This window comes from Streptomyces sp. NPDC001508 (assembly GCF_040298665.1).
Lineage (GTDB): Bacteria > Actinomycetota > Actinomycetes > Streptomycetales > Streptomycetaceae > Streptomyces.
Map to the genome: position 1 here is coordinate 94,315 of NZ_JBEPAP010000008.1, position 20,975 is coordinate 115,289.

Here is a 20,975-nt window from a genome sequence, read left to right on the forward strand (position 1 = left end):
CCCACGACACGAGGCGCTCCCCGTGTCGTGGGACGCAGCCACAACCGAGTTACGGAGTAAGCCGGTTCGGCCCGCGGAACAGGAAGGTCGCCTCGCGAATCGAGTCCAGGCCGAGCATGACCATCAGCACCCGGCCGAGGCCCATGCCGAGGCCCCCGTGCGGCGGGCACCCGTACCGGAACGCGTTCAGGTAGTCCTGCATCGGCTCGGTGCTCATGCCCTTCTCGGCGGCCTGCTTCAGCAGCACGTCGTACCGGTGCTCGCGCTGCGCGCCCGTGGTGACCTCCAGGCCCCTCCACAGCAGGTCGAAGCTCAAGGTCACGCTCGAGTCGTCGGCCGGCCGCATGTGGTAGAAGGGCCGGATGCCGACCGGGTAGTGCGTGATGAACACGAACTCGTGTCCGGTGGCCTCCTTGATGTGGGCCGAAATGCTCCGCTCGCCTTCCGGGTCCAGGTCTTCCTTGACCCCTGCGGGGTCCCAGCCGCCCTTGCGTAGGATTTCGTGCGCCTCGGCCATGGTGATGCGGGGAAAGGGCGTCGTGGGCACGGTGACCTCGACACCGAAGTGCTCGGCGATCGCCTCACCGTGCGCGTCGGCGACCTTGGCGATCGCATGGGCGAGCATCTGCTCCTCGAACGCCATCACGTCCTCGACCCCGTCGATCCAGGCCAACTCCACGTCCACGCCGGTGAACTCGGTGGCGTGCCGGGAGGTGAACGACGGCTCGGCGCGGAAGACCGGCCCGATCTCGAAGACCTTGTCGGCGCCGGCCGCGATCGCCATCTGCTTGAAGAACTGCGGCGACTGCGCCAGGAAGGCGCTGCGGCCGAAGTAGCCGAGCTTGAAGACCTCCGCGCCGGACTCCGAGGCGGTGCCCATGAGCTTGGGGGTGTGCATCTCGGTGGCGCCCTGGGCGTAGGCGTACTCGCGCATGCCCTGTTCCAGGGTGGTCTGCACGGCGAACATCAGTTGGGTGGCGGGACGGCGGCGCACGTCCAGGAAGCGCCAGTCCATCCGCTGCTCCAGGCCGGTGTGCTCGTCGATCGGGAGCGGCGTGGCGGCCAGGTTCAGGACCTCGACCGCTTCGGGGACGATCTCCAGTCCGCCGAGCTTGACCTGGGCAGCGTCGACGACGCGGCCGGTGATCCTCACCGCGGACTCGGATGTGAGGGCTTCGAGCTGGGCCTCCAGCGGCCCGTCGTCACGCTTGTGAGTCACCTGCACCATGCCGGTGCTGTCCCGCACGATGACGAACTGCATCTTGCGCTGCAGGCGCAGGGTGTTCACCCACCCGCAGACGGAAACGGTACGGCCGACGTGTTCTCGTAGGTCGGAGACGTGTACGCGGCTGTGGATCATTCGGTCCTCCGAAGGACGTCGTCATGATCCCTTGGGAGTGCGGGCGAGAAGGGCAACTCGCGGTACCACCGCACTTTCGCCGCCACAAAGTGGCGGCCTCATTCAGGCCCGGTGACGGGGGCCGGCCGGCGGGGCATTGGACCACCAGCCGGGGTCGTTCCTCCCCGCGCTCAGGAGGGTCTTCACCTCGGGGCGCGAGACCGCCTTCCCAGCTTCCGGCGGCTCTCTCTGCTCGCGTGATCCCTGGCTACTCGTCTCCTTCAACGCGTTGCCCAGCAGGATACGGAGCGTGCGGCAGCGGTGGCAATCAAGAAACTCATTTGTGGAGGGGAGAACCTGCCGTGAGCGTGTCCGTGTGACAAACGGTGGTCGCCGATGCCGAGGAACTCACCGGATCCGCCGACTGTCGCGTCCCTGCCCGACGGAGCCCTGGACTACGCCGAGAGGCGATCGATGGTCGTGAGAAGGGACGGCACGGATCATGATGCCCAACCGTGTTTCAGGGCGAGCTGGCCAGCCTGATGCACGTCACGCTGCTCGTTGACCCACTGCTCGACCTGGGCCACGGATTTCGTGACTGGTTGGTCCGTGGTGTCGAGCAGCTGAGTGCGCCATCGAGGATCACCGGCGTGCCAGCTGGTCCAGCGGTGCCAGGCCATCTCGGGCCAGCTGTTGTCGATGATGACGTCGGGCCGGTGGCGGGGGTCGAGGGCGTGCTTGCGGTGCCATGCGGCCCAGCCGAGGAAGGCGTCGACCGCCGGAGCGTCCCACCGGCCGGGGGAACGCTCGGCGAGGCGAGCGCGCCGGACCTCGTCGGCGACATCAACCAGACACACGGCGATGCCGTTCAGCAGTGGCGCGGAGGGCACGGCGAGGACTTCGCCCAGAGGAGACTGCCCCGTGAGCAGAAGGTCAACGCCGCGTTCTTGGTACTCCAGCGCACGTCGCACCCACATCTCGGTCATGCGATGGCGCCAGTGAAGGTCGGCGCCCTCCGGCACACCGAGTTCGTCGAAGTCGTGCACGACGATCTGCCGGAGCCTGCCGACCGCGGCGTAAGCGAGCGTCGTCTTGCCCGAGCAGCTGGACCCGGTGAGCTTGAACAACATCGCCCCAGAGTGCCAGCGCCTCAGCGTCTCTCTCGACCCGTTTCTGCGCACTCCCCGCCTGCGCCGGGTGCCGAGCGAGGCCGCTCGCCCGGCCAGGTTCCAGCCCGCTCATGGCGCTACGCCGCCGCGCTTGTAGCCATCCCGCAACCGGCCGCCGGCCTGCCCGAGTACCTCGTCCACCACGTCGAGGAGGGGCTCGATCTGACCGTCCAGCACCTCACGGACGGCGTAATGCAGGCGCATGCTGAGCCCTGGTGCCGTGGACTCAAGTCGACGAGCCAGCCACTTCCCGCCTCCATTCCAAGACCCGCCGATGGCCAAGGCCAACTCACCGGTTCGTCGGGCCAGTTCGGTGGCGATGAACAGCCGCTCGCCTTGGTCGGTGCTTCCCGAGAGGTCGTCGAGGAGGTCGGTGATCGCGTAGCGGCGGTCATCGATCTCTTCGGCCGACACGGTGGGCGGTCCGGCGGCGGTCAGCCTTCGGGCTTCAGCAGCGAGGCGGGCGCCGACTCCGTCGATGTCGAAGAGCAGCAGCCCGTCGGCGCGGAATTTCCGGCTGGGGCGCGTCACTCACCGAACAGACTGTCCTGCACGTACTCGACGACCTTCCGCTCCGGGTAGAAGACGGCCAGCAGCATGAACGTCTTGGGATGGGCCGCGATGTTGCCTACGAAGAAGTGGACGGCCCGGTTCGGGGCACACATCCGGTCAGCCGGAAGCGTTTGATCTCGGCGGGCCGGAAGACCCCCAGAGAAGTTCCACGCTTCTCCTGATCCCGCTTGATGGCGCAGAGCGATGGGGCGACCAGCGGCTCGACATACCGGTACCGCTTTTTCCAGCCGCCGTCGGACGGCACCTCACCCACGATCTCCAAGGTGTCGAGGTCGGGCCGGAGACTCTCCGGGCGTGAGTCTCGCTCCGGACTGTGCGGCTCGACGTCGACCTCGATGATCGAATACTTGGAGAACTGGGCGTCCTCGGCCAGGAGCCGGAAGGGCACCGGGAAGAGCCGTACGTGCTGCGGCTCGCCCTGGTCCAGGCGTATGCCGGCCACGCAGCTGGTCTCGCGGTACTTGTTGGACAGCTCCGGATACGTCTTGACCGTGATCATGATCCGTGCGCGCTGCCGTTTCCCGAATGCCGACGACGCCATGGCGTGCCCCCTCCATCGGTCTCCCCGATCTGATTGGAAGAGAGGCATGCACCGCTGGCAAGGGCGCGTGTGAAAGCCGGGGGCGAAGTCAGGCCAGGGGATTCACAGGGACCGAGACCCGGCCTCGGACCGTCTCCAGGACGACCTGCCGGTGACAGCGGCTCTCGTCCTTCTCGAAGCACAGCACCGCGACCCGCGACGCTCGGGCGTGCTCTGCGAGGCGGTCAAGATCGGCCTGGGCCTCTTCGGACTGCAGCAGGCCACGGAAGCGCGCCCGTCCCACCTCGACGCGGCCGTCCCAGAAGGGCTCCCGGTTGTCCTTCGGATTGCCCAGGCCACGCAGGTGCGTGTACTCGATGCCGGCTTCGGTCAGAGCCTCCCCGAGGCGGGTCTTGCTGAAGCCCTTCTTGCGACTGATCGGGGTTAGCCGTACGTCCGCCACGACACTGATGCGGCTCTCGACGAGCGAGGCGACGAACGAGTCGATGTCCCGCCCTTCGTATCCGGCTGACCAGAGACCGGGCGTGACGGGCGGGATCTGGGCCGCCCGGTACAGATCATCGAGGGAGACCGCAAGAGCCTCGGCCACCGCGCCGACGGTGAAGAAACCTGGCTGGATAGCTCCCTCGCTCTCCAGCCGGCCCAACGTCCCGACGGCGATGCCCGCCTCCTTGGCCAGCCGTTCCCGCGTCCACCCGCGGTCCTCCCGCAACGCCCGTACCCGCCGGGCGAGCGCACGGGCGTGGTCGTGGGGAGGCGCTGAGCGATGACCTGCCATGTGCGGTGTTCCTAACGACCGTTGGGGCGGCCCGCCGCGGTGTTCCTGGTCAGCTACGAGCCCTGGATTCGCGAACGCGCAGGTCCGAGGGCGCGCAGGCACCGCTCTTCCTGCGGCACTGAAGACTGCTCCTGGGAGAAGCCGACCAAGATCTTCTCCCAGATTTCTCCCAAGCGATCTCCAGGAACCACTCAGGGGCCCGACCCGCGCTGCGGATCAGGCCCCTGACCTGGTACTTCACTGTCGGGGTGGCGGGATTTGAACCCACGACCTCTTCGTCCCGAATGAGGTTCGGTTGGTGAGCCTGCCAGCAGCGACGACATTTCCGCAGGTCAGAGGCGGGGGAACGGTTGGTCTCGCGTAGGCTCGAAGGGGCTCGGGGAGCGGGTTGGCTCCCAGATGGCTCCCAGCATCGTCTCCCTGCGGCTGCCGAGCCCGCCTCATTCTGCGGTGCTGGCTCACATGAGTCCTCCACCCGCCGGCTTTTGAGAGGAGCCTCAGAGTCCGCCCACGATAAGTTGGACTTGGCGGACGTCGATCGCGGATTCTTTCACCACGTGATAGCGGACGTCAGAAAGTGCATGCGCCAGTGCGCAGGGAATTCTGTGTGCGACGAGCGGCCTGCGAGCGCGTACAAGGCGAGGTTGTCAGCCGCTGACGCGGCACTCCTCGAACATATGGTCTAAGATCGAGTTTCAGCCTGTGCGGCAAATGTAGCGGCCCGGAGGCGGCGAGTCAACGAGTCGGGCCTAACTCTCATATTGGCCTTCCTGGGAAGCATTCCGGCAGTCGGCGTTAAAAGGCGTTGAGTAGCCATAAATCGAACTTCCGCTTGCGCTCGGTAGATCTGCGGTCCTAGCTTTCTTGCACTGGGTCGAGGGGGCGGGGAACAGCATCGCTCGGCGCCAGGAAACTCGTTTTTGATTTCAGGGGAGGGCGTCTTCAGCGTGGAAGACGTGATCGAAGCCTGCGTCGAGGCGTTGCTGGAGGACAGTGAGCGCCTTGGCCGACTTGAGCGCGCTCACGTAGTGCAGGTGGCCAGCCGCCGGGGTATTGATCCGCAGCGGCTGGGCCGTGTCCTGGCCGTCCTGCGTGAGCACGGGGTGCTGAGCGAAGAACCGCAGAACAACGCTTTGGCCCGTGGCGGAGCCGAGGCGGACGTCAAGCCCACGGCGTTCAGCGGTCGAGAAGAGTCAGACGCCTACCCGGGGCGGCTGGGACGTCATCGGATCCTGGCGGCCGAGGAAGAGGTGGCCCTGGGGCGACGCATCCAGATGGGGCTGCGGGCGAAGGAGTCTCTGCGGACGGAAGAGTCCGCAGCCGACTGTGAGGCGTCCGGTGATGTGGCTGAGCTGATTCGTGACGGCGAGGAAGCTCGCAAGACACTGGTCCGGCACAACGTACGCCTTGCTATCGACATCGCGAGGCGCTACCTGCCGAGTGCTGGCGACCTGGAACTTGATGACTTGATCCAGGAAGGGGTTCTCGGTCTCAACCGCGCGGCGGAGAAGTTCGATCCGACCATGGGTTACAAGTTCTCGACGTACGCGAGTTGGTGGGTGCGGCAGTCGGTAACCCGGGCCATCGCGAACACCGGCTCCGTGGTGCGCTTGCCGGTGCATGTCCGTGACGACCTGCGCCGCGTGGAGCAGTACGCGCGACGTTTCGAGGAGCGCAATGGGCGCTCCGCCACCGTGGTGGAACTGGCCGAGGGGCTGGGGGAGAAGCCGGAGAATATCCGCGCACTACTGGACTACTCCGCCCCGGTTATCCACCTGGATATTCCGGTAGACGAGGAGGGCGGCGCCACGCTCGGCGATCTGGTACTCGCGTCCAAGGCGGAACGGCCGGAGGACGAGATCATTCGGCGGCTCTTGAAGGATCAGATCTTGGGGACGATCGGCGCCATGCTCACTGACGCTGACCCACGCTTGGCGCGGTTGTTGGAGGGACGGTTCGGCCTGGACGGCGAGGATCCCATGACGCTGGAGGCGCTGGGCAAGGAATTCGGCTGCACTCGTGAGCGGGTGCGGCAACTGGAGAAGAAGTTGCTCGAGCGTCTGCGGGATAACTGCCGCCTTAAGCGGCTGACGCTGGAGTTTTTGGCGATGGAGGCGGCGTGACGCAGGACGCGGTGGATGCACAGAGCCGGTTCGTGGACTGGCTCGACAGTCAGGTAACTGCGGAGGGTCGAGGCGATCGGGACGACGTCCTGGACGCGGACCCTGCCGGGGTGTACTGGTTGGGCCGGCTGGCTCCGGAAAGCGAGGCGGCCACAGTACGCAGGGAGCGACGCATGGACCCATGCGCGATTGGCCTGCGAGTGCGGCCTGAGGGCGAGGGGCCATGGACCTTGCGGGCGCGCGTGCGGGCGCTGGCCTGGAACCAGGTGCGGGGTTCGGAGGGACGAGGCGAGAAGTGGGAGAAGACGGCGTCGATCGACGTAGTGTTGCCGATCGAAGTCCCCTTGGGCGCTGCGGGAGCGGCCTTCGGCGGGCGCCAGATCGCCGAGGCCCTTGATGCCGCGGGGGCGGTGGGCTCGTGTGCGGAAGTGCGCGTGACAGATGAGTCCTGGCGCGGCAGTCCTGAGCTCGTGGTGGAACTCGTGAACACCACGCCTGAGGGTTCACGTCAGCGAGGCGAGCGCCATCTCTTCGAGGTGGAACTGACGGTCCTCGACCTGTTGACCACTCCCTTCCTGCTCGAATCCCTGCCCGAGAGTTTTCGCTACGACCGGCGCCTGCCGGCCATCGGCATCAACTGTGGCGTTGCTGTCCGGAGCGCCAATGAACTTGTAACGACCGATCAGGTGGTTGTCGACCGATACCGTCCTGAATACGCCTTTGAGCGAACAGACGCACGGCTCCTGCCGTTGACCTTCGAGAACCTTGCCCAAGAACCGGTGGCCACCCTCGCGCGACTGGTAGAGGCGTACGAGGCATGGGGGCTTGAGCACTGGACTTCGGAAGCCTTGCAACGCCGCTCCACAGAGGAATCTTGGAAGCCGGAGATGCTTCAAGAAGCCGTGGGAGCCGCTGCGGAGCATACGGCCGAACTCCAGCGGCTACGTGCCGGCGTGGCCGTTCTGGAACGGGACGCCGATCTACGCCAAGCCTTCCAGCTCATGAACCGCGCCATGCGCCGCGCGGCCCGTGGGCGCTACGTCGGCTGGCGCCCGTTCCAGATCGGTTTCATCCTCTCAGTGCTGCCCTCCCTGGTGAATGAAGGTGAAGACTGGCAGCAGGTTGAGATCGTGTGGTTCGCCACCGGTGGCGGCAAGACCGAGACGTATCTCGGTCTGCTCGTCCTAGCCGCCTTTTACGATCGGCTACGCGGGAAGCTCGCAGGCATCACGGCCTGGAGTCGATTCCCGCTACGCATGCTGTCCCTCCAGCAGACCCAGCGCTTCGCGGATGCCCTGGCCGCAGCCGAGCTGGTGCGTCGCGAATGCACGATCGGTGGAGAGCCTATTTCCCTGGGCTACTTCATCGGCGCTGGCGCGACCCCGAACGAAGTTCCTACCGCGCCCACCGATCACAACCCCATCGATGTGGACGAGCCTCGTATGGCAGACCGTTACCAGGTCCTCACGGCCTGCCCGTTCTGCGGGTCCAAGGAGATCCGCATGAAGTTCCACCGCGGTGACTGGACCCTGCGCCACCTGTGCGTCGCGGCTGGGTGCCCCAGCGAAGGCAAGCCGCTACCGGTGTACGTCGTCGACCAGGAGATCTATCGCTTCCTGCCCACCGTCGTTATCGGCACGCTGGACAAGGCCGCTCTGATCGCCATGCAGGGAGGCATGCGGGGATTCTTCGAGGGGCCGGCCGGGCGCTGTTCACGTCCTGGCCATGGGTTCACTTACGCGAAGCGAGCCAAACGGCCAACCGGCTGTCTGGTCCCCGATTGCCCTGGTGACACCACCCCCCTGGCAGCTCGGGACCGTGCGCGATTCGCCCCCTCTTTCCGACTGCAAGACGAACTGCACCTGCTCCGGGACTCCCTCGGCGCGGTGGACTCTCACTACGAGTCGTTGCTGGACGCCTTGCAAACGGAACTCACCGGCCGAGCCCCGAAAATCATCGCCTCGTCGGCGACTCTCACTGGATTTGAGCGCCAGGTGGAGGTTCTGTACAACCGACGAGGGCGCGTCTTCCCGGTTCCTGGGCCCTCCGCTCGCGAGTCCTTTTGGTCTCGTGAGACGGATCGGCTGCTGCGCAGGTTCGTCGCGGTGTGGCCGCGCGGGGTCACACTCGAGTGGGTTTCAGACCGCACTACGACCATCCTCCAGCAGTCCGTACGCCGCCTGCTCGACGAGCCCCAGGCCGTATGCGCTCAGGCAGGCGTCGACCTCGTCCACGTGCCCATGCTCCTGAACCTCTACGGCACTCATGTCGTGTACGGCAATACCGTGCGCGATGTCGAGGCCGCCCGGCGCTCTCTCGGAACCCAGGTCCCCGTCAGCCCACTCAACGCCGCCCAACTCACAGGGCAGACTCCCTTCGAAGAAGTGCGCGAGACCCTGCAGCGCCTCTTGCGCCCGGAGGCCAACTTCCTGGAGCGCCTGCACGTCGTCACTGCGTCCTCGATGATCTCGCACGGCGTGGACGTCGACCGGCTGAACGTGATGACGGTGCTCGGTGTGCCGCTGACAACCGCGGAGTTCATTCAGGCTACGGCCCGCGTAGGACGCGCTCATCCCGGCTTGGTTTACGTCATCCACAAGATCGGCCGCGAACGAGACTCCGCCGTCTTCTCCCAGTTCCGGCCCTTCATCGAGCAGGGCGACCGCTTCGTGGAACCCATTCCCATCACCCGCGCCAGCCGTCGTGTACTGGAGTTGACTACGAGCGCGGCAATCGAGTCCCGCCGTCTGTTCGTCCACGAACCGCGTTCCGCTGGCGGACGGTTGACCACCGTGGACCTGCTTCGCAAGTTCACCACCCAGACAGGCTTGACCGCCGAGGAGGAGGCCAGAGCTTGCGCCGCCGCCCTGGGCGTGGCTGAACAACACCATCTGGCCTTCTCCGATGTTTCCCGGCAGCTCGAGACTTACTTCATGCGTCTCGAGAACCCCGGAGACGGGGCCAAGTGGCCCAACCAGCTGCTCGCGCGCGCCCCCATGCGTTCCCTGCGCGATGTCGAAGCCCAGATCCCCGTCAGCGACGACTAACCACAGGGAAGGCACAGCGATGAAGGACGAGCGCAGCGGATCCCAGATCCTCTACAGCTTCCTCCCGCAGCAGACCGCTGACCTGAAGGGCGGAATCTGGCGCACCACCGAATGGAAGGACCCGCGCCCCGTTGACGTCGAGGACTCGATCATCAGGGGCCGCCTGATCTCCGAACTCGAGGGCTGGGTGGGCCGCGGCTTGGACGCCACTGCGGTGAACTACCTGCGCGCGGGCGGTCCGGTCGAAGTCGTCGGGGTTAATCCCGAACGAGGAGTGCGCGTCGAGCGCTTTCCCTTGATATGGGTGTGCAGAGTATGCCGGCGTGTAGAGACCGGCGCCGCCAAGACCTGCCAGTGCGGGAACAATCACTGGCGACAGCTGCACTTCGTCGGATTCCATGATTGTGGACTGCTGGAACAACCAGCGATTCCTCTATGCCGTGAGCATCGACAGGTCCGCATGCCCCATCAGTCGAGCATGGACGCCGCGCGTATCCGTTTCGAGTGCCCGGTCTGCCAGAAGGAGATCCAGAAGGGCTTCGCATGGCGCAAGTGTCCCTGCGGGCGTAGGTACTCCGAGGCCAAGAACGCTGAGTACCTGCGCTACAACGTCCATCGATCCGCCAGCGTTTATACGCCGCAGACGTTCACGCAAATCAACCCAGCAAGCCGCGCCGCGATGCGCCGTGTAACCGAGTCTGGGGGACCGCGTCGTGCCTTGGTTTGGGCCTTGGGTGGTTTTGAGGACTCCCGGCCAGGCGCGGGCCGCCAGACCGAGACCTCCCTAGTCGACCAGCTCGTCGCTTCTGGGCTGACCCGCGCGGTTGCCGAGAAGATGGCCGCTGTGGCTGGCGAAGCAGGTGAACTAGGTGCTGAGGAAGACCTCGGCGAACTCGCCAGTGCCCCCAGCCTGCAAATCGAGGCCGCTGAACGGGAGGCCGTAGACGTCGCCTTGGCGGCGACCGAGAAGGGCTCCCGCCAGCGTATTGCCGACCTCATCACCCCTGCGACTCCGCTCACCGTTCGAACCCGCTATGAAGTCGATTATCCTGCGGCTCTGCGGCGCGCTGGCCTTTCGGGGGTGGATCTGTTCACAGACTTCCCCGTCCTCAAGGCCGTATACGGGTATACAAGAGGTGGGGGTGAGCCTGGTACCTCCCGCCTGAGTCTGTTCACGGGAAAGAGCGGGCGACGAATCTATGCTGATCTACGATCCACTGAGGCGCTGTTCTTCCGCCTCGATCCGCTCCTAGTCCACACCGCCTTGCGTCAACGCGGGCATGTGCTCCCGCCAGCAAGTGACCCGCGCACCGCCCGCACTGTTCTCGCCGCCCACGTGACCCCGCCTTCTCGCTTTAGTGACCCGGAGGATGCGTCGCCTGTCGGCCGGGACCTTCTCACCCTCATCCACTCCTACGCACACCGGGCTATCCGCCAACTCGCTGTCTTCGCTGGTGTCGACCGAGAAGGACTGGGTGAATACCTCATCCCTCGACACAACGGCTTTTTCGTTTTCGCTGCCAGCCGCGGCGATTTCGTCCTGGGTGGCCTGCAAGCTGTCTTTGAGAACGACCTACACATTCTGCTCGGCAGCATCGCTGGCGCCGAATCCAGATGTGCCATGGATCCGGCCTGCGAGCGTAATGGCGGCGCTTGCCCCGCCTGTTTGCACCTAGGCGAGCCAGCGTGTGACCACTTCAATCGATACCTGAACCGCACTGCCCTTTTCGGCCCCGACGGCTTCCTCGCCACCACCGCACACCACAAGCCGTAACTTGAACGCCATCGCCTCGGCGCTCGCCCTTCCAACCAGGTGGGGCGAGCGCCGGCCTCATCCTCCAGGACCTTGGCCTGCGGAGCTGGGCGGCTGTGGATGATCCGGAGGGTCGTGATCTATGGCATCGTGGTCAGGTCGGGATTATCGATCATGGAGCGGTGCAGGTGATCGAGATCGACGCCGCAGTGATTCGCCAGCCGAGCATGACGCTCGCGCGCGTGCTGGGAGATCGTCTCGCCGTCCCTGGTCGTGATCACGATGCCGGGGCGCGTGGGTGAGTCGATGGCCTCGTGCAGCGCTGCCCAGATGAGGTCCTTCAAGACCCCGGCCTTACCCCAGCAGATGTATCGCGTGGCGTTGCCGTCAGTGGCGAGACAGTGGTTGGGCTTGCCCTCCACCGAGTCCGGGACAACTGACCAATCAGTCCCGCAGAAGAATTGGACGATCTCGTCCGCCCCGCGAAAGCGGCGGCGGACGTACGGGACGAAGTTGCCGATACCCTCCTGAGCCCTGGCGTACTCCTTCATCGGTACGTCCTTGATCCATACCCGGACGTCCTGGTCGCTGGCGAACCTTCGGAGCTCCCCGCCAATGTCTGCGTCATCGAACCATCGGCGGTACTGAGCGGTCTTCCCGGGGTTACTCAGGAACTCCCAATCCAGCTCGTCGGCGGTGCGGTACATGCTGAGGAGAATGCGACGTCGAAGAGCTTCCGGAAGGTTGAGCTGCGGCAAGGCGGCTACTCCAAGGCGGCGAGGGCGGACGGGAACTGCAGGCGGTGCTCGTCGTACGCGGTTTCGAGACTGGCCGCGTCCTTGATCCACTCTTTCATAAGGGTCGCAACCCGTTGGTCGTTGAACTCAATTTGTGATGGGGTGACTTGGTCCAGGACCTCGACTTCGCCGCCCTCCAGGCTTCGCTTCATGTTGAGGGCCGCCGCGATCCGGCGTAGATCGCTGACGAAGTCCAGCACCGTCACGCGCTCCTTGCCGTCCCGGAGTCGGAGCCCCCTCCCCAGCTGCTGGACGAAGATACGCCGGGAGTGAGTCACTCGGGCGAAACAGAGGATGTTGACGTCGGGGACGTCCACCCCCTCATTGAGGATGTCAACCGAGGTGAGGATGGGGACGTCGCCGCTGCGGAAGGCTAGGAGGCGGCTTTGCCTCTCACGTTTGGCCAGGCCGGCGTGCAGAGCAAGGGCGCCGGACCACAAGGGGGTGCGACGCAGTAGTTCGGCCAGTCGCTCGGCGTGTTCAACTGTGCGGCAGAACACGATGGCTCGGGGATTCGCGGTTGCCGCCCACGCGGCAGCAAGCTCATCACGGATGGACTCATCCCGCTGTGGCAGGAAGAGGCGGGCGTTGAGGTCAGCCAGGCCGTACTCGTGCTCGCTAGCCGCCTTAACGACATCCCAGTCGACGTTGTCGACGAACAACCGATAATCCACTTGTGCCAGGTAACCCCGACGCATGCCCTCCTCGATGCCGAGCGTGAAGCTCGCCGGCCCGAAATGGTGGCTGATGTCGTGCGAGTCCCCTCGCCAGGGTGTGGCCGTGACTCCGAACTGCCTAGCGGCAGACAGCACGTCGAGCAACTCGTCGTACTGACCGTCCTCGCCGACGTGGTGAGCCTCGTCAACCATGACGAGTGCTGGCCGGTAGCCGAAGCGGGCGGCTGGCAGAGCGGAGCCCACCGTGGCACACGTCACTCCGGACAGGTCGTCCGGTCGAGTGTCCCCAGTGAGGAGACGGGTCGGGATGTCTTTGGGGAGGTGTCGCCAGAGGGCGCGCTCCAGCTGCTGGACAAGATCCTTGGCGTGAGCGACAACGAGAACCTGATCCGTAGGGTGACGGCGGAGGTGCGCCGCGATGACCTCGCCGCCGACTACGGTCTTGCCGAGCCCCGTAGCCAGGATGAGCAGGGCGCGTCCGTGTGAGTCCAGGTCCTTGTCCAGGGCCCAAAGGGCTTCGGCCTGGTAAGGGCGAGGCGTCACCTCCCCGAAGCGGGGCGGGATCCCTTTGAAGCTGCGGGCGAGGTGACCGCCCTCCCAGAGGTGGATGCTGGGACGGATACGGGACAGAACGTCGACTCGGCGCCGGGCTTCCGAGCTGAAGCGGCTGTTGGTTACGACGACGGCCTGATGCGCGCTGTAGTGGTCTCGCGCGTTGTCGACCTCGTCCACGGCGTCAGCGCCGACGACCCCCCGTCGCTTCCACTTGCACTGGAAGACCCACAGCTCTCCCTTCCGACGAGCGAGGACGTCGCCACCCTCGTCACCGGAGCCATCGATAACGGCGACGTCCGTGAAACCGAGATGCCACAGGAGCCGCTCGACACGCCTAGGGAACTGCAGTGGCCCGGCGTCGAGAAGTGGGCCCGGGTCCAGGAAGCTGTGCATCGCCTCTCCGATCCTCAGCTGTCGTCCGCGAGGTCACGGGCGATCAAGCGGCAGCTGACGCGAATGCGCCCCAACTCTTCTGGAGTGACCTTCGGCCGGTGCTGTGCGAGGAGCGCCAGGTCGCTCAGAGGGTTCATCAAGCGTTCCACGATCAAGTCGCGGGCGTCCGAGGCCGACAGCGCGGCATAGGAGCGTCGGAAGACCTTTCCGTCCATGAAGAGGGCCGGCGACTCGCTGATGACGCGCAGGACGGCACTGGCGGGAGCGAAACGGATGAAGTCGCCATTGTTCACCGCCTCGTTCCAGTCGAGCCCGGGCTCGGACTCCAAGGCGAAACGCTCCTCAGCGGCCTCCCTCTCGTCCGCTCGTAGTTGCAGCCAGTGAACAGCAGGGGTCTCCGCGATCACCGGGGCCATCAGGGTGCGGATCCGCTCCAACAACCGCTCGGCCTCGTCGGCCATCGCGGTCGGGGTGAGGCGGGGGCTGGAGGAGCGCTCCTTGAACAGGAGCAGCAACTGCGACAGCGGCGTGGAGTTGTCGTTCTGCCGGACGCGCATGTACTCGGCCGCCTCCAGCAGCGCGACGTCACGCATGTCCGCCCCGTGCTCTCGGTAGAGCTGGTGATCGGAGTCGACGAAGACCTCCAGCTGCGGAGAGCGCAGCATGATGGCGAAGGCCGGGGTCTCCTGATCCTTGGCGTTGGTGAGTCGCTGGTCCCGCACGGCCCAGACCCTCAGTTCGATCCGACCCATCTCGGGAATCAAGTACTCGCCGGCGAGGTCGGGGAACTGGTCCGCGTTGTCGCGATAACGCTGCAGCCGTTGTTCGAAGGTTTCTGCCGGCGCCGGATCGTCGGCCAGCGGTACGTCCTCTGCCCCGGGGACTTCCTGATCGTCGTCCTCCTCACCAGGAGTTATGGGCCCAAGGCCCGGCAGGAGCTCGTCGGTGTCGCTGTCCGAGTCGGAACCCCGGTCGTCCTGGTGTGGATGATCGTGGCTGTAGGCCGCCTCGTACCAGATGTCGTCGCTCTGGTAGTCGGGATGGTCGTCCCGAAACAGCTTCGCCCACTGGACGGTCTTCTCGTGGATGGCTTCCTTGCCGTTTCCGGGTACCAAGTAGTTCAGGCCGGGGTCCTGGCGGCGGAAGCCCGAGTACAGGAGCGCGAGCGGACTGTCGTTCTCCGGGAGCTGGCGTCGCTTGGCGATCTCCGGGCGCAGCGGGCTTTCCCCACGAATGGCCCGCAGCACCTGGTGCCACTCGGCGGTCTCGAACTCGAAAGCCGTCTTCTGGTAGTTCGGGGTGACGTGGTCGCAGTGAATCTCCCCAACGATGCGCCCAGTCGCCGCTTTGGAGTCGATGGGGTACTCGAGTTCCGGCTCGCCGAGGCCGTCCTCGTCGGTCCAGTAGAAGACCCGCTTGTCCTTGAGTAGGATCTTCCGGCCGTTGCGCAGGAAGTCGATGCCATAGTCCGTGCGGTGCACGTAGCGCTGGATCCCGAGCCAGCCCCAGATACGGCGGGAACGAACCTCCAGCCGGTCCTGGTCACACTCACGGCAGCGATCAACGTCGAGCGGGTTCCAGTACCCGCAGGCCATGCACGCCTTCTTGTCCGAGAGGGGGACGTCTATGCGCTGAACGGCGCTGATCTCCACGCCTCGCCGTGTGACGGTGCGCTTCTCCTCCCAGACGCAGGGCTTCCTAGGAGGCAGCTTCTTCCCGTTGATCGTCAGCCGGAAGCCCCGCTCGGTGAGGAGGTAGCTGTACACATCACCCAGCTTTTCCCTGATCACCTTGAGGGCGTTGGGGCGACGAAGCGCCTCGAACTGCTCCCCCTTGAGGTCGCTGATGGTGATGACGGTCCCATGCTCATCAGGGTTCGCCTTGGGCACCTGGCGGTACGGAGCCTGGTAGGCGGCCGACGCCTCGATCTGTGGAAGATCAAGCGTGACCTCGGTCCAGTAGGAGTCGCCGGAACGCCCTGTACGGACGACGGTCTTGCGACCGAGGCGGGCGGTCGCGATGTTGAAGCCCATGCCGAACAGGCCGAGCGCGCCGTGTCGGCCGTTTCCGCTCCAGCCGGCGCTGATCGCTTTACGCACCTCGTCCAGACTCATGCCTCGGCCGTTGTCCTGGACGATCACTTCAGCCGTAGACCGGGAGTCCTGCGCGGTCGGCAGCGAGATGCTCACGGTGGGCCTCTCGCCGCCCGTCCCGGGAGAGGACTGGAACACGTCGAAGGCGTTGTCCACGAGCTCGGCGAGGCACTGCCAGGCCGCGAACTCGATGTCCCCCAGGACACCGAGGATGCGGGGGTGCGGCATCACGTTGATGTACTGGCCTTCAGACATGCGTCGTCGCTCCCCGGGTGCCGTGTACCGCGTCGTGCTTGGTGAAGTGCGTTTGACCGGCGGGGTTTGAGCTTCGCGTTGCCCGCGACTCGCCCCCCGAGATACCTCGCGTCAGCATGCGTTCACTCTACTGACGCCCACTGACAATCAGTTCGGGATCCGCAGGATCAGCCCGCGCACCAGCGGCGACGCACCGCCGACGATCCTTCCTCACGCATGCCAGACTGGTTCTCATGATCCGAGAGCCCGCCGAGGTAACCATCGACGAGAACGGTCGGGTCGAGCTGCCCATGGGGCTACTGGCGGAGGCCGGCCTTGGTTGCGGCAGCCGTCTGCTTGCCTATAGCGCGGGCGACGGCCGCATCATGCTGCGTCGCGCTGAGGACGCCGTCGCCGACCTTCTGGGAGAGGGCGACCTGTGAAGCACGCGTCTTGGGAGCGCTGACGCGTCGCCGGGCTCTCACGAGAGCGATGATCTTGTCGGCCGCCTCCGATGGGTCCTCGTGTTCCCAGACTCGCACAGGCAGCCACCCCGACTGCTCCAACAGGCGGTTGGTCTCGGAATCCCTCGTGCGGTTCCCCTCGATCTTCTCTCGCCAGAACTCCTCGTTCGTTCCTGGCCACCGGCAATGATCCGGGCATCCGTGCCAGAAGCATCCATCCACAAACACGGCCACCCTCACGCCGGGGAAGGCGACGTCAGCGGTTCGCCGCACGCTAGGCATAGGGCGATGCGACACGCGGTATCGCACTCCCCGCTCGTGCAGGTGTTTGCGTAGGAGCTTCTCCGGAGTCGTGTCACGCGAGCGATTGCCCCGCATGGAGGCGCGAACCGAGCGGCTCGCCGCCCAGGAGGACGCCGGCGTTTCTTCCTGGGGCAGTACGTGACCGCGCTCGATGGCCCTGCGCCAAGCCTCGGCGAGGTTCCCGCGACGGGTCTCGTGCTCGACTTCCCCGAGGTAGATCGGCTTGCGGGTAGACCCCTTGTCGGACCAGCGCAAATAGGCGCGGATCCGTCGGGTCTTGGTCAACACTTTCAGCTCGACGGAGGCGCGCGCCCGGCGCCCGTCACCCAAGTCCACCCAGCGTCGGTCAGGTCCGCCAGCGGCTTTGTCCTGCTCCGCCGTGGCTTGGGCCCTTGTCCTGCCGGGTCGCCCTTTCCATGCCCTCGCGGGTGGTTGCTTGTCCTTCCAACGACCCTGGTGGGGGGGTGCCTTCACGGAGGTCACCTCGTGCTCCGTGCGTTGTCCAGGGCGTTGGCCACCGCCTTCGCGAAGAACTCGCCCAACAGGACGGGAACGGCGTTCCCGAGCTGCCGCATCTGCTCTCCCCGCGGGCCTTCCAATACCCAACTGTCAGGGAAGGTCATCACGCGAGCCGTCTCTCGCACGGTCATGTACCGATGCTTGTACCTCCATCCGCCCGGAACGGAAGCGTCGCGAACGCGATCATCGGTCAGCATCACCGATTCCCCGCCCGGTACTCCGTGGACACCCGCCTTCACCGTCTTCGCCGGGCGGTCCAGCTCGTTCGGAGTGTGCCCTTTGTAGATACGCGCCCCAGGCCAACCGATGTGGTTCGTCACGCCGCTCAGGCGGTGCTCCTTGCGGTCCAGGTAGCTCCAAAGGTCCTGGGGGAGCGGCGGCTCGCCGTCCAGTCCGGCGAGGGCGTCACGGAAAGTCCGCCACGGGAGGCGGGAAGCCTCCTCCGTGTCGAACTCGACCTGCTTGGGGAGACCGGCCATGACGCGCTCACGCACGTGGTCGGGAACCGCGTGGCCGCGAATCTCACGGTGTCGCTCCCAGTAATCGCCCTTCCGCATGGAGTGGACCAGAGCCGCGTAGGAGTGCGTGGGCCTCACGCTCCGTTTGAACTCCTCGACGTCCACGCCGAGATCTCGACGAAACGCGACGATGATCACCCGGTTCCTGATCTGCGGTACGCCATAGTCGGCCGCGTTGACGGTCGTGGCCACCACGTCGTAGAGCTCGTGGCCCCCGGACGGATCGGAGGAGCGGCCGTCCCTCAAACCAGCGTCGTAGGAGCGCAGGAGGGCGTCGTGCTCCTGCCACGTGCTGTCCGGGTCGCGCTTCAGGTAGGGGTAAGACAACTCCCGCAGGATGTACTGGAAGTAGGGCTCGAAGGACTTACGTCGAAGCCCGACGACGTTCTCGCAGATGACGGCCTTCGGCTGAATCTCGCGGACGGCCCGGAACATCTCCGGGAACATGTTTCGCTTGTCCTCGTCCCCCTTGGCGATGCCCCCCAAGCTGAACGGCTGACATGGCGGCCCGCCGGCCAAGACATCCACCTTGCCGCACAGGTAGTTCATGTCGAGCCTGCGGACGTCGCCCTTGACGAGGGGCACGGGCCCACCTGGATCGGGGATCCACTCCTCATCGCCCCGCTCCTTGGCGCCGTTGGCCTCCAGCGTCTCGCAGGCGCGTGTGGCGACCTCGCTGTAGAGGAGCGGCCTAAACCCCGCTCGCCCGACGGCCATGGCCAGGCCGCCACCGCCGGCGAACAGCTCCACCGCCGTACGGTCAGGAGATCGTTCTTCTTGCTGCTCAGACATTGTAAAACCATACCGCGGAGTAGGTCCCTCTGGGAAGCCAAGTGCACTGATTCACCATGCGAGTCAAGAGCGCATGGACGTGTACGAGGCAACTTGGACGGTGCGTCGGAGCGAGCCTGGCTCAGGCAGGGCAGTTAGGGCATTGGCGCAGGACGGCTGGCCTTTCACGTTCGGTCTGCGGACAAGAGACGTTTCCTCCAGGGATGGGCTGGGACGGTCATCGCGATCGAATCCGCTAGCCAGACGCGTTGTGACTCGTCCAGTAGTGGCAATACCGCTTCGAAGTCAGTCTCGTCCTTGGCCCGTGTGGCCTTGGCCTTGTAAAAGAGCTGGACCTCGGGCGCAAGGTAAGGGATTCCGGTCGGGCTCCTCCGCCCCACTCGGCCGAGCGGAAGTCGGACCCCTGGGTTGCGCCGCGAGACCCAATGGGCGCCCTCGGCCTCGTCCAGCATGAGTTGCACCGACCAGGGCGCGTTACGTGTACGTCTGCACCAGATGTCGTGGAGGGGATGTTCAAGCGTTTCCCCCAGACGCCAGGGACGTAGGTGCCCCGCGCCAGGCGGGTCCGCACGCAACGTACATGTCCCAGTTGCTCAGCACGTCTCGCACGAGCGCTTGATCGCGACGAAGGACAAGGACGTCGAGATCACCGTGCGGGCGTAGCTCGCGACCTACGGCGAGTTCGATCGCGTACCCGCCGGCGATCCACCACGGGAAGTCGGCTTCGGCGAACATCACGGCCAGGTCCTCCGGACGAGCCGGCACCCAGCGCCCCAATTCATGAACACTCACCCGTCCATGCTTTCAGCGAACGAGGCGCTGGGCGGAACATCGCAGGTCGGCAGAATGCGGCGGTTGGCTACGGGGTGAGACGGTTCGGTCCGCGGAAGAGGAAGGTGGCCTCGCGGATCGACTCCAGGCCGAGCATGACCATCAGTACGCGTCCGAGGCCCATGCCCAGCCCGCCGTGCGGCGGGCACCCGTACCGGAACGCGTTCAGGTAGTCCTGCATCGGCTCCGGGCTCATGCCCTTCTCGGCGGCCTGCTTCAGCAACACGTCGTAGCGGTGCTCACGCTGGGCGCCGGTGGTGATCTCCAGCCCCTTCCAGAGCAGGTCGAAGCTCAGGGTCACGCTCGGGTCGTCGGCCGGCCGCATGTGGTAGAAGGGCCGGATGCCCACGGGGTAGTGCGTGACGAACACGAACTCGTGGCCGGTGCCCTGCCGGATGTGGGCGCTGATACTCCGCTCACCCTCCGGGTCCAAGTCCTCCTTGATCCCCTCCGGGTGCCAGCCGCCCTTGCAAAGGATCTCGTGCGCCTCGGCCATGGTGATGCGGGGGAAGGGCGTCGTGGGGACCGTGATCTCCACACCGAACCGCTCGCGGACGGCCTCGCCGTGGGCGTCGGCCACCTTGGCGATCGCGTGGGCGAGCATCCGCTCCTCGAACGCCATGACGTCCTCGACGCCGTCGATCCAGGCCAGCTCTACGTCGACGCCGGTGAACTCGGTGGCGTGCCGGGAGGTGAACGACGGCTCGGCACGGAAGACGGGACCGATCTCAAAGACCTTCTCGATTCCGGCCGAGATCGCCATCTGCTTGTAGAACTGCGGCGACTGGGCCAAGTAGGCGCTGCGGCCGAAGTAGCCGAGCTCGAAGACCTCCGCTCCGGACTCCGAGGCGGTGCCCATGAGCTTGGGGGTGTGCATCTCCGTGGCGCCCTGCGTGTAGGCGTACTCGCGCATCCCCTGCTCCAGCGTGGTCTGCACGGCGAACATCAGCTGGGCGGCGGGACGGAGGCGCACGTCCAGGAAGCGCCAGTCCAGCCGATGCTCGATCCCCGTCTGCTTGTCGATCGGCAGCGGGGTGGCGGCCGGGTTCAGCACCTCGACGGCCTCTGGCACGATCTCCAGGCCGCCGAGCTTGACCTGGGCGGCGTCCACGACCCGTCCGGTGATCTTGACGGCGGATTCGGGAGTGAGGGCTTGGAGTCGGGCCTCCAACGGCCCGTTGTCGCGCTTGTGGGTCACCTGCACCATGCCGGTTCCGTCGCGTACGACGACGAATTGCATCTTGCTCTGCAGGCGCAGGGTGTTCACCCACCCGCAGACGGTGACGGTACGGCCGACGTGTTCTCGCAGGTCGGAGACGTGTACGCGGCTTTGGATCATTGCGGTCCTCCGAAGGACATCGTCATGATCCCTTGGGAGTGCGGGCGAGAAGGGCAACTCGCGGTACCACCGCACTTTCACCGCCACCAGGTGGCGGCCTCGTTCTGGCCCGGTGACGGGGGCCGACCGGCGGGGCA

Annotated in this window: 12 protein-coding genes and 4 pseudogenes; 4 read left to right on the plus strand and 12 right to left on the minus strand. The window is 65.8% G+C overall.

What is annotated here, in order from left to right:
- Nucleotides 1-49: 49 nt before the first annotated feature.
- From aspS (ABT245_RS10630) to ABT245_RS10650, 5 genes and pseudogenes are all read right to left on the minus strand, one after another.
- Nucleotides 50-1,360 carry an aspartate--tRNA(Asn) ligase gene (aspS, locus tag ABT245_RS10630; RefSeq protein ID WP_351731464.1) on the minus strand — a complete coding sequence of 437 codons (1,311 nt, stop codon included), beginning with the start codon at nucleotides 1,358-1,360 and terminating at the stop codon, nucleotides 50-52.
- Nucleotides 1,361-1,839: 479 nt separating this feature from the next.
- Nucleotides 1,840-2,469 carry a hypothetical protein gene (locus tag ABT245_RS10635; protein WP_351731466.1) on the minus strand — a complete coding sequence of 210 codons (630 nt, stop codon included), beginning with the start codon at nucleotides 2,467-2,469 and terminating at the stop codon, nucleotides 1,840-1,842.
- 108 nt (nucleotides 2,470-2,577) lie between these two features.
- A pseudogene (locus ABT245_RS10640) lies at nucleotides 2,578-3,012 on the minus strand (nucleotidyltransferase domain-containing protein); the annotation flags it as partial.
- A 23-nt stretch (nucleotides 3,013-3,035) separates the two neighbouring features.
- Nucleotides 3,036-3,580: pseudogene (locus ABT245_RS10645) on the minus strand (DUF8758 domain-containing protein).
- Between the two features lie 130 nt (nucleotides 3,581-3,710).
- Complete coding sequence (locus ABT245_RS10650) at nucleotides 3,711-4,400, minus strand: DUF488 family protein, N3 subclade (protein ID WP_351731469.1); 690 nt, start codon at nucleotides 4,398-4,400, stop codon at nucleotides 3,711-3,713.
- A 947-nt stretch (nucleotides 4,401-5,347) separates the two neighbouring features.
- On the opposite strand from ABT245_RS10650, the gene ABT245_RS10655 reads away from it, so the two are divergent.
- The 3 genes from ABT245_RS10655 to ABT245_RS10665 are packed head-to-tail and all read left to right on the plus strand — an operon-like array spanning nucleotide 5,348 to nucleotide 11,344.
- A complete protein-coding gene (locus ABT245_RS10655) occupies nucleotides 5,348-6,523 on the plus strand; it encodes a sigma-70 family RNA polymerase sigma factor (protein WP_159103822.1) in 1,176 nt (391 codons plus the stop codon).
- Entirely contained in the window at nucleotides 6,520-9,570 is a 3,051-nt protein-coding gene (locus tag ABT245_RS10660; protein WP_058081321.1) for a DEAD/DEAH box helicase, read from the plus strand. Before ABT245_RS10655 ends, ABT245_RS10660 begins: the two co-directional genes overlap by 4 nt.
- Before the next feature lie 19 nt (nucleotides 9,571-9,589).
- The gene (locus tag ABT245_RS10665) at nucleotides 9,590-11,344 is read left to right on the plus strand and encodes a DUF8724 domain-containing protein (protein ID WP_058081322.1); all 1,755 of its coding nucleotides are present in this window, start codon (nucleotides 9,590-9,592) and stop codon (nucleotides 11,342-11,344) included.
- A gap of 119 nt (nucleotides 11,345-11,463) precedes the next feature.
- On the opposite strand, the gene ABT245_RS10670 is transcribed toward ABT245_RS10665, so the two are convergent.
- The 3 genes from ABT245_RS10670 to ABT245_RS10680 are packed head-to-tail and all read right to left on the minus strand — an operon-like array spanning nucleotide 11,464 to nucleotide 16,093.
- A complete protein-coding gene (locus ABT245_RS10670) occupies nucleotides 11,464-12,030 on the minus strand; it encodes a hypothetical protein (protein ID WP_058081323.1) in 567 nt (188 codons plus the stop codon).
- A gap of 56 nt (nucleotides 12,031-12,086) precedes the next feature.
- Nucleotides 12,087-13,745, minus strand: coding sequence for a DEAD/DEAH box helicase (locus ABT245_RS10675; protein ID WP_351731475.1), 1,659 nt, complete (start codon nucleotides 13,743-13,745; stop codon nucleotides 12,087-12,089).
- Between the two features lie 14 nt (nucleotides 13,746-13,759).
- Nucleotides 13,760-16,093, minus strand: coding sequence for an ATP-binding protein (locus tag ABT245_RS10680; RefSeq protein ID WP_058081325.1), 2,334 nt, complete (start codon nucleotides 16,091-16,093; stop codon nucleotides 13,760-13,762).
- 233 nt (nucleotides 16,094-16,326) lie between these two features.
- Between ABT245_RS10680 and ABT245_RS10685 the strand changes: the two genes are divergently transcribed.
- Entirely contained in the window at nucleotides 16,327-16,515 is a 189-nt protein-coding gene (locus ABT245_RS10685) for an AbrB/MazE/SpoVT family DNA-binding domain-containing protein (protein ID WP_079088043.1), read from the plus strand.
- A 90-nt stretch (nucleotides 16,516-16,605) separates the two neighbouring features.
- On the opposite strand, the pseudogene ABT245_RS10690 reads toward ABT245_RS10685, so the two are convergent.
- The 4 genes and pseudogenes from ABT245_RS10690 to aspS (ABT245_RS10705) form a co-directional block, all read right to left on the minus strand.
- A pseudogene (locus ABT245_RS10690) lies at nucleotides 16,606-16,914 on the minus strand (very short patch repair endonuclease); the annotation flags it as partial.
- Between the two features lie 404 nt (nucleotides 16,915-17,318).
- Nucleotides 17,319-18,626: a DNA cytosine methyltransferase gene (locus tag ABT245_RS10695; protein WP_237280896.1), complete on the minus strand. Its 1,308-nt coding sequence runs from the start codon at nucleotides 18,624-18,626 to the stop codon at nucleotides 17,319-17,321.
- 206 nt (nucleotides 18,627-18,832) lie between these two features.
- Nucleotides 18,833-19,403, minus strand: a pseudogene (locus tag ABT245_RS10700) (nucleotidyltransferase domain-containing protein).
- Between the two features lie 124 nt (nucleotides 19,404-19,527).
- The gene (aspS, locus tag ABT245_RS10705; protein ID WP_058081327.1) at nucleotides 19,528-20,838 is read right to left on the minus strand and encodes an aspartate--tRNA(Asn) ligase; all 1,311 of its coding nucleotides are present in this window, start codon (nucleotides 20,836-20,838) and stop codon (nucleotides 19,528-19,530) included.
- Between the last annotated feature and the right edge of the window lie 137 nt (nucleotides 20,839-20,975).

Bases quoted from the DNA above. Each gene is read 5' to 3' on its own strand.
- aspS (WP_351731464.1), bottom strand. From the start codon at position 1,360: ATGATCCACAGCCGCGTACACGTCTCCGACCTACGAGAACACGTCGGC.
- ABT245_RS10635 (WP_351731466.1), bottom strand. From the start codon at position 2,469: ATGTTGTTCAAGCTCACCGGGTCCAGCTGCTCGGGCAAGACGACGCTC.
- ABT245_RS10650 (WP_351731469.1), bottom strand. From the start codon at position 4,400: ATGGCAGGTCATCGCTCAGCGCCTCCCCACGACCACGCCCGTGCGCTC.
- ABT245_RS10665 (WP_058081322.1), top strand. From the start codon at position 9,590: ATGAAGGACGAGCGCAGCGGATCCCAGATCCTCTACAGCTTCCTCCCG.
- ABT245_RS10670 (WP_058081323.1), bottom strand. From the start codon at position 12,030: ATGTACCGCACCGCCGACGAGCTGGATTGGGAGTTCCTGAGTAACCCC.
- ABT245_RS10675 (WP_351731475.1), bottom strand. From the start codon at position 13,745: ATGCACAGCTTCCTGGACCCGGGCCCACTTCTCGACGCCGGGCCACTG.
- ABT245_RS10680 (WP_058081325.1), bottom strand. From the start codon at position 16,093: ATGTCTGAAGGCCAGTACATCAACGTGATGCCGCACCCCCGCATCCTC.
- ABT245_RS10685 (WP_079088043.1), top strand. From the start codon at position 16,327: ATGATCCGAGAGCCCGCCGAGGTAACCATCGACGAGAACGGTCGGGTC.
- aspS (WP_058081327.1), bottom strand. From the start codon at position 20,838: ATGATCCAAAGCCGCGTACACGTCTCCGACCTGCGAGAACACGTCGGC.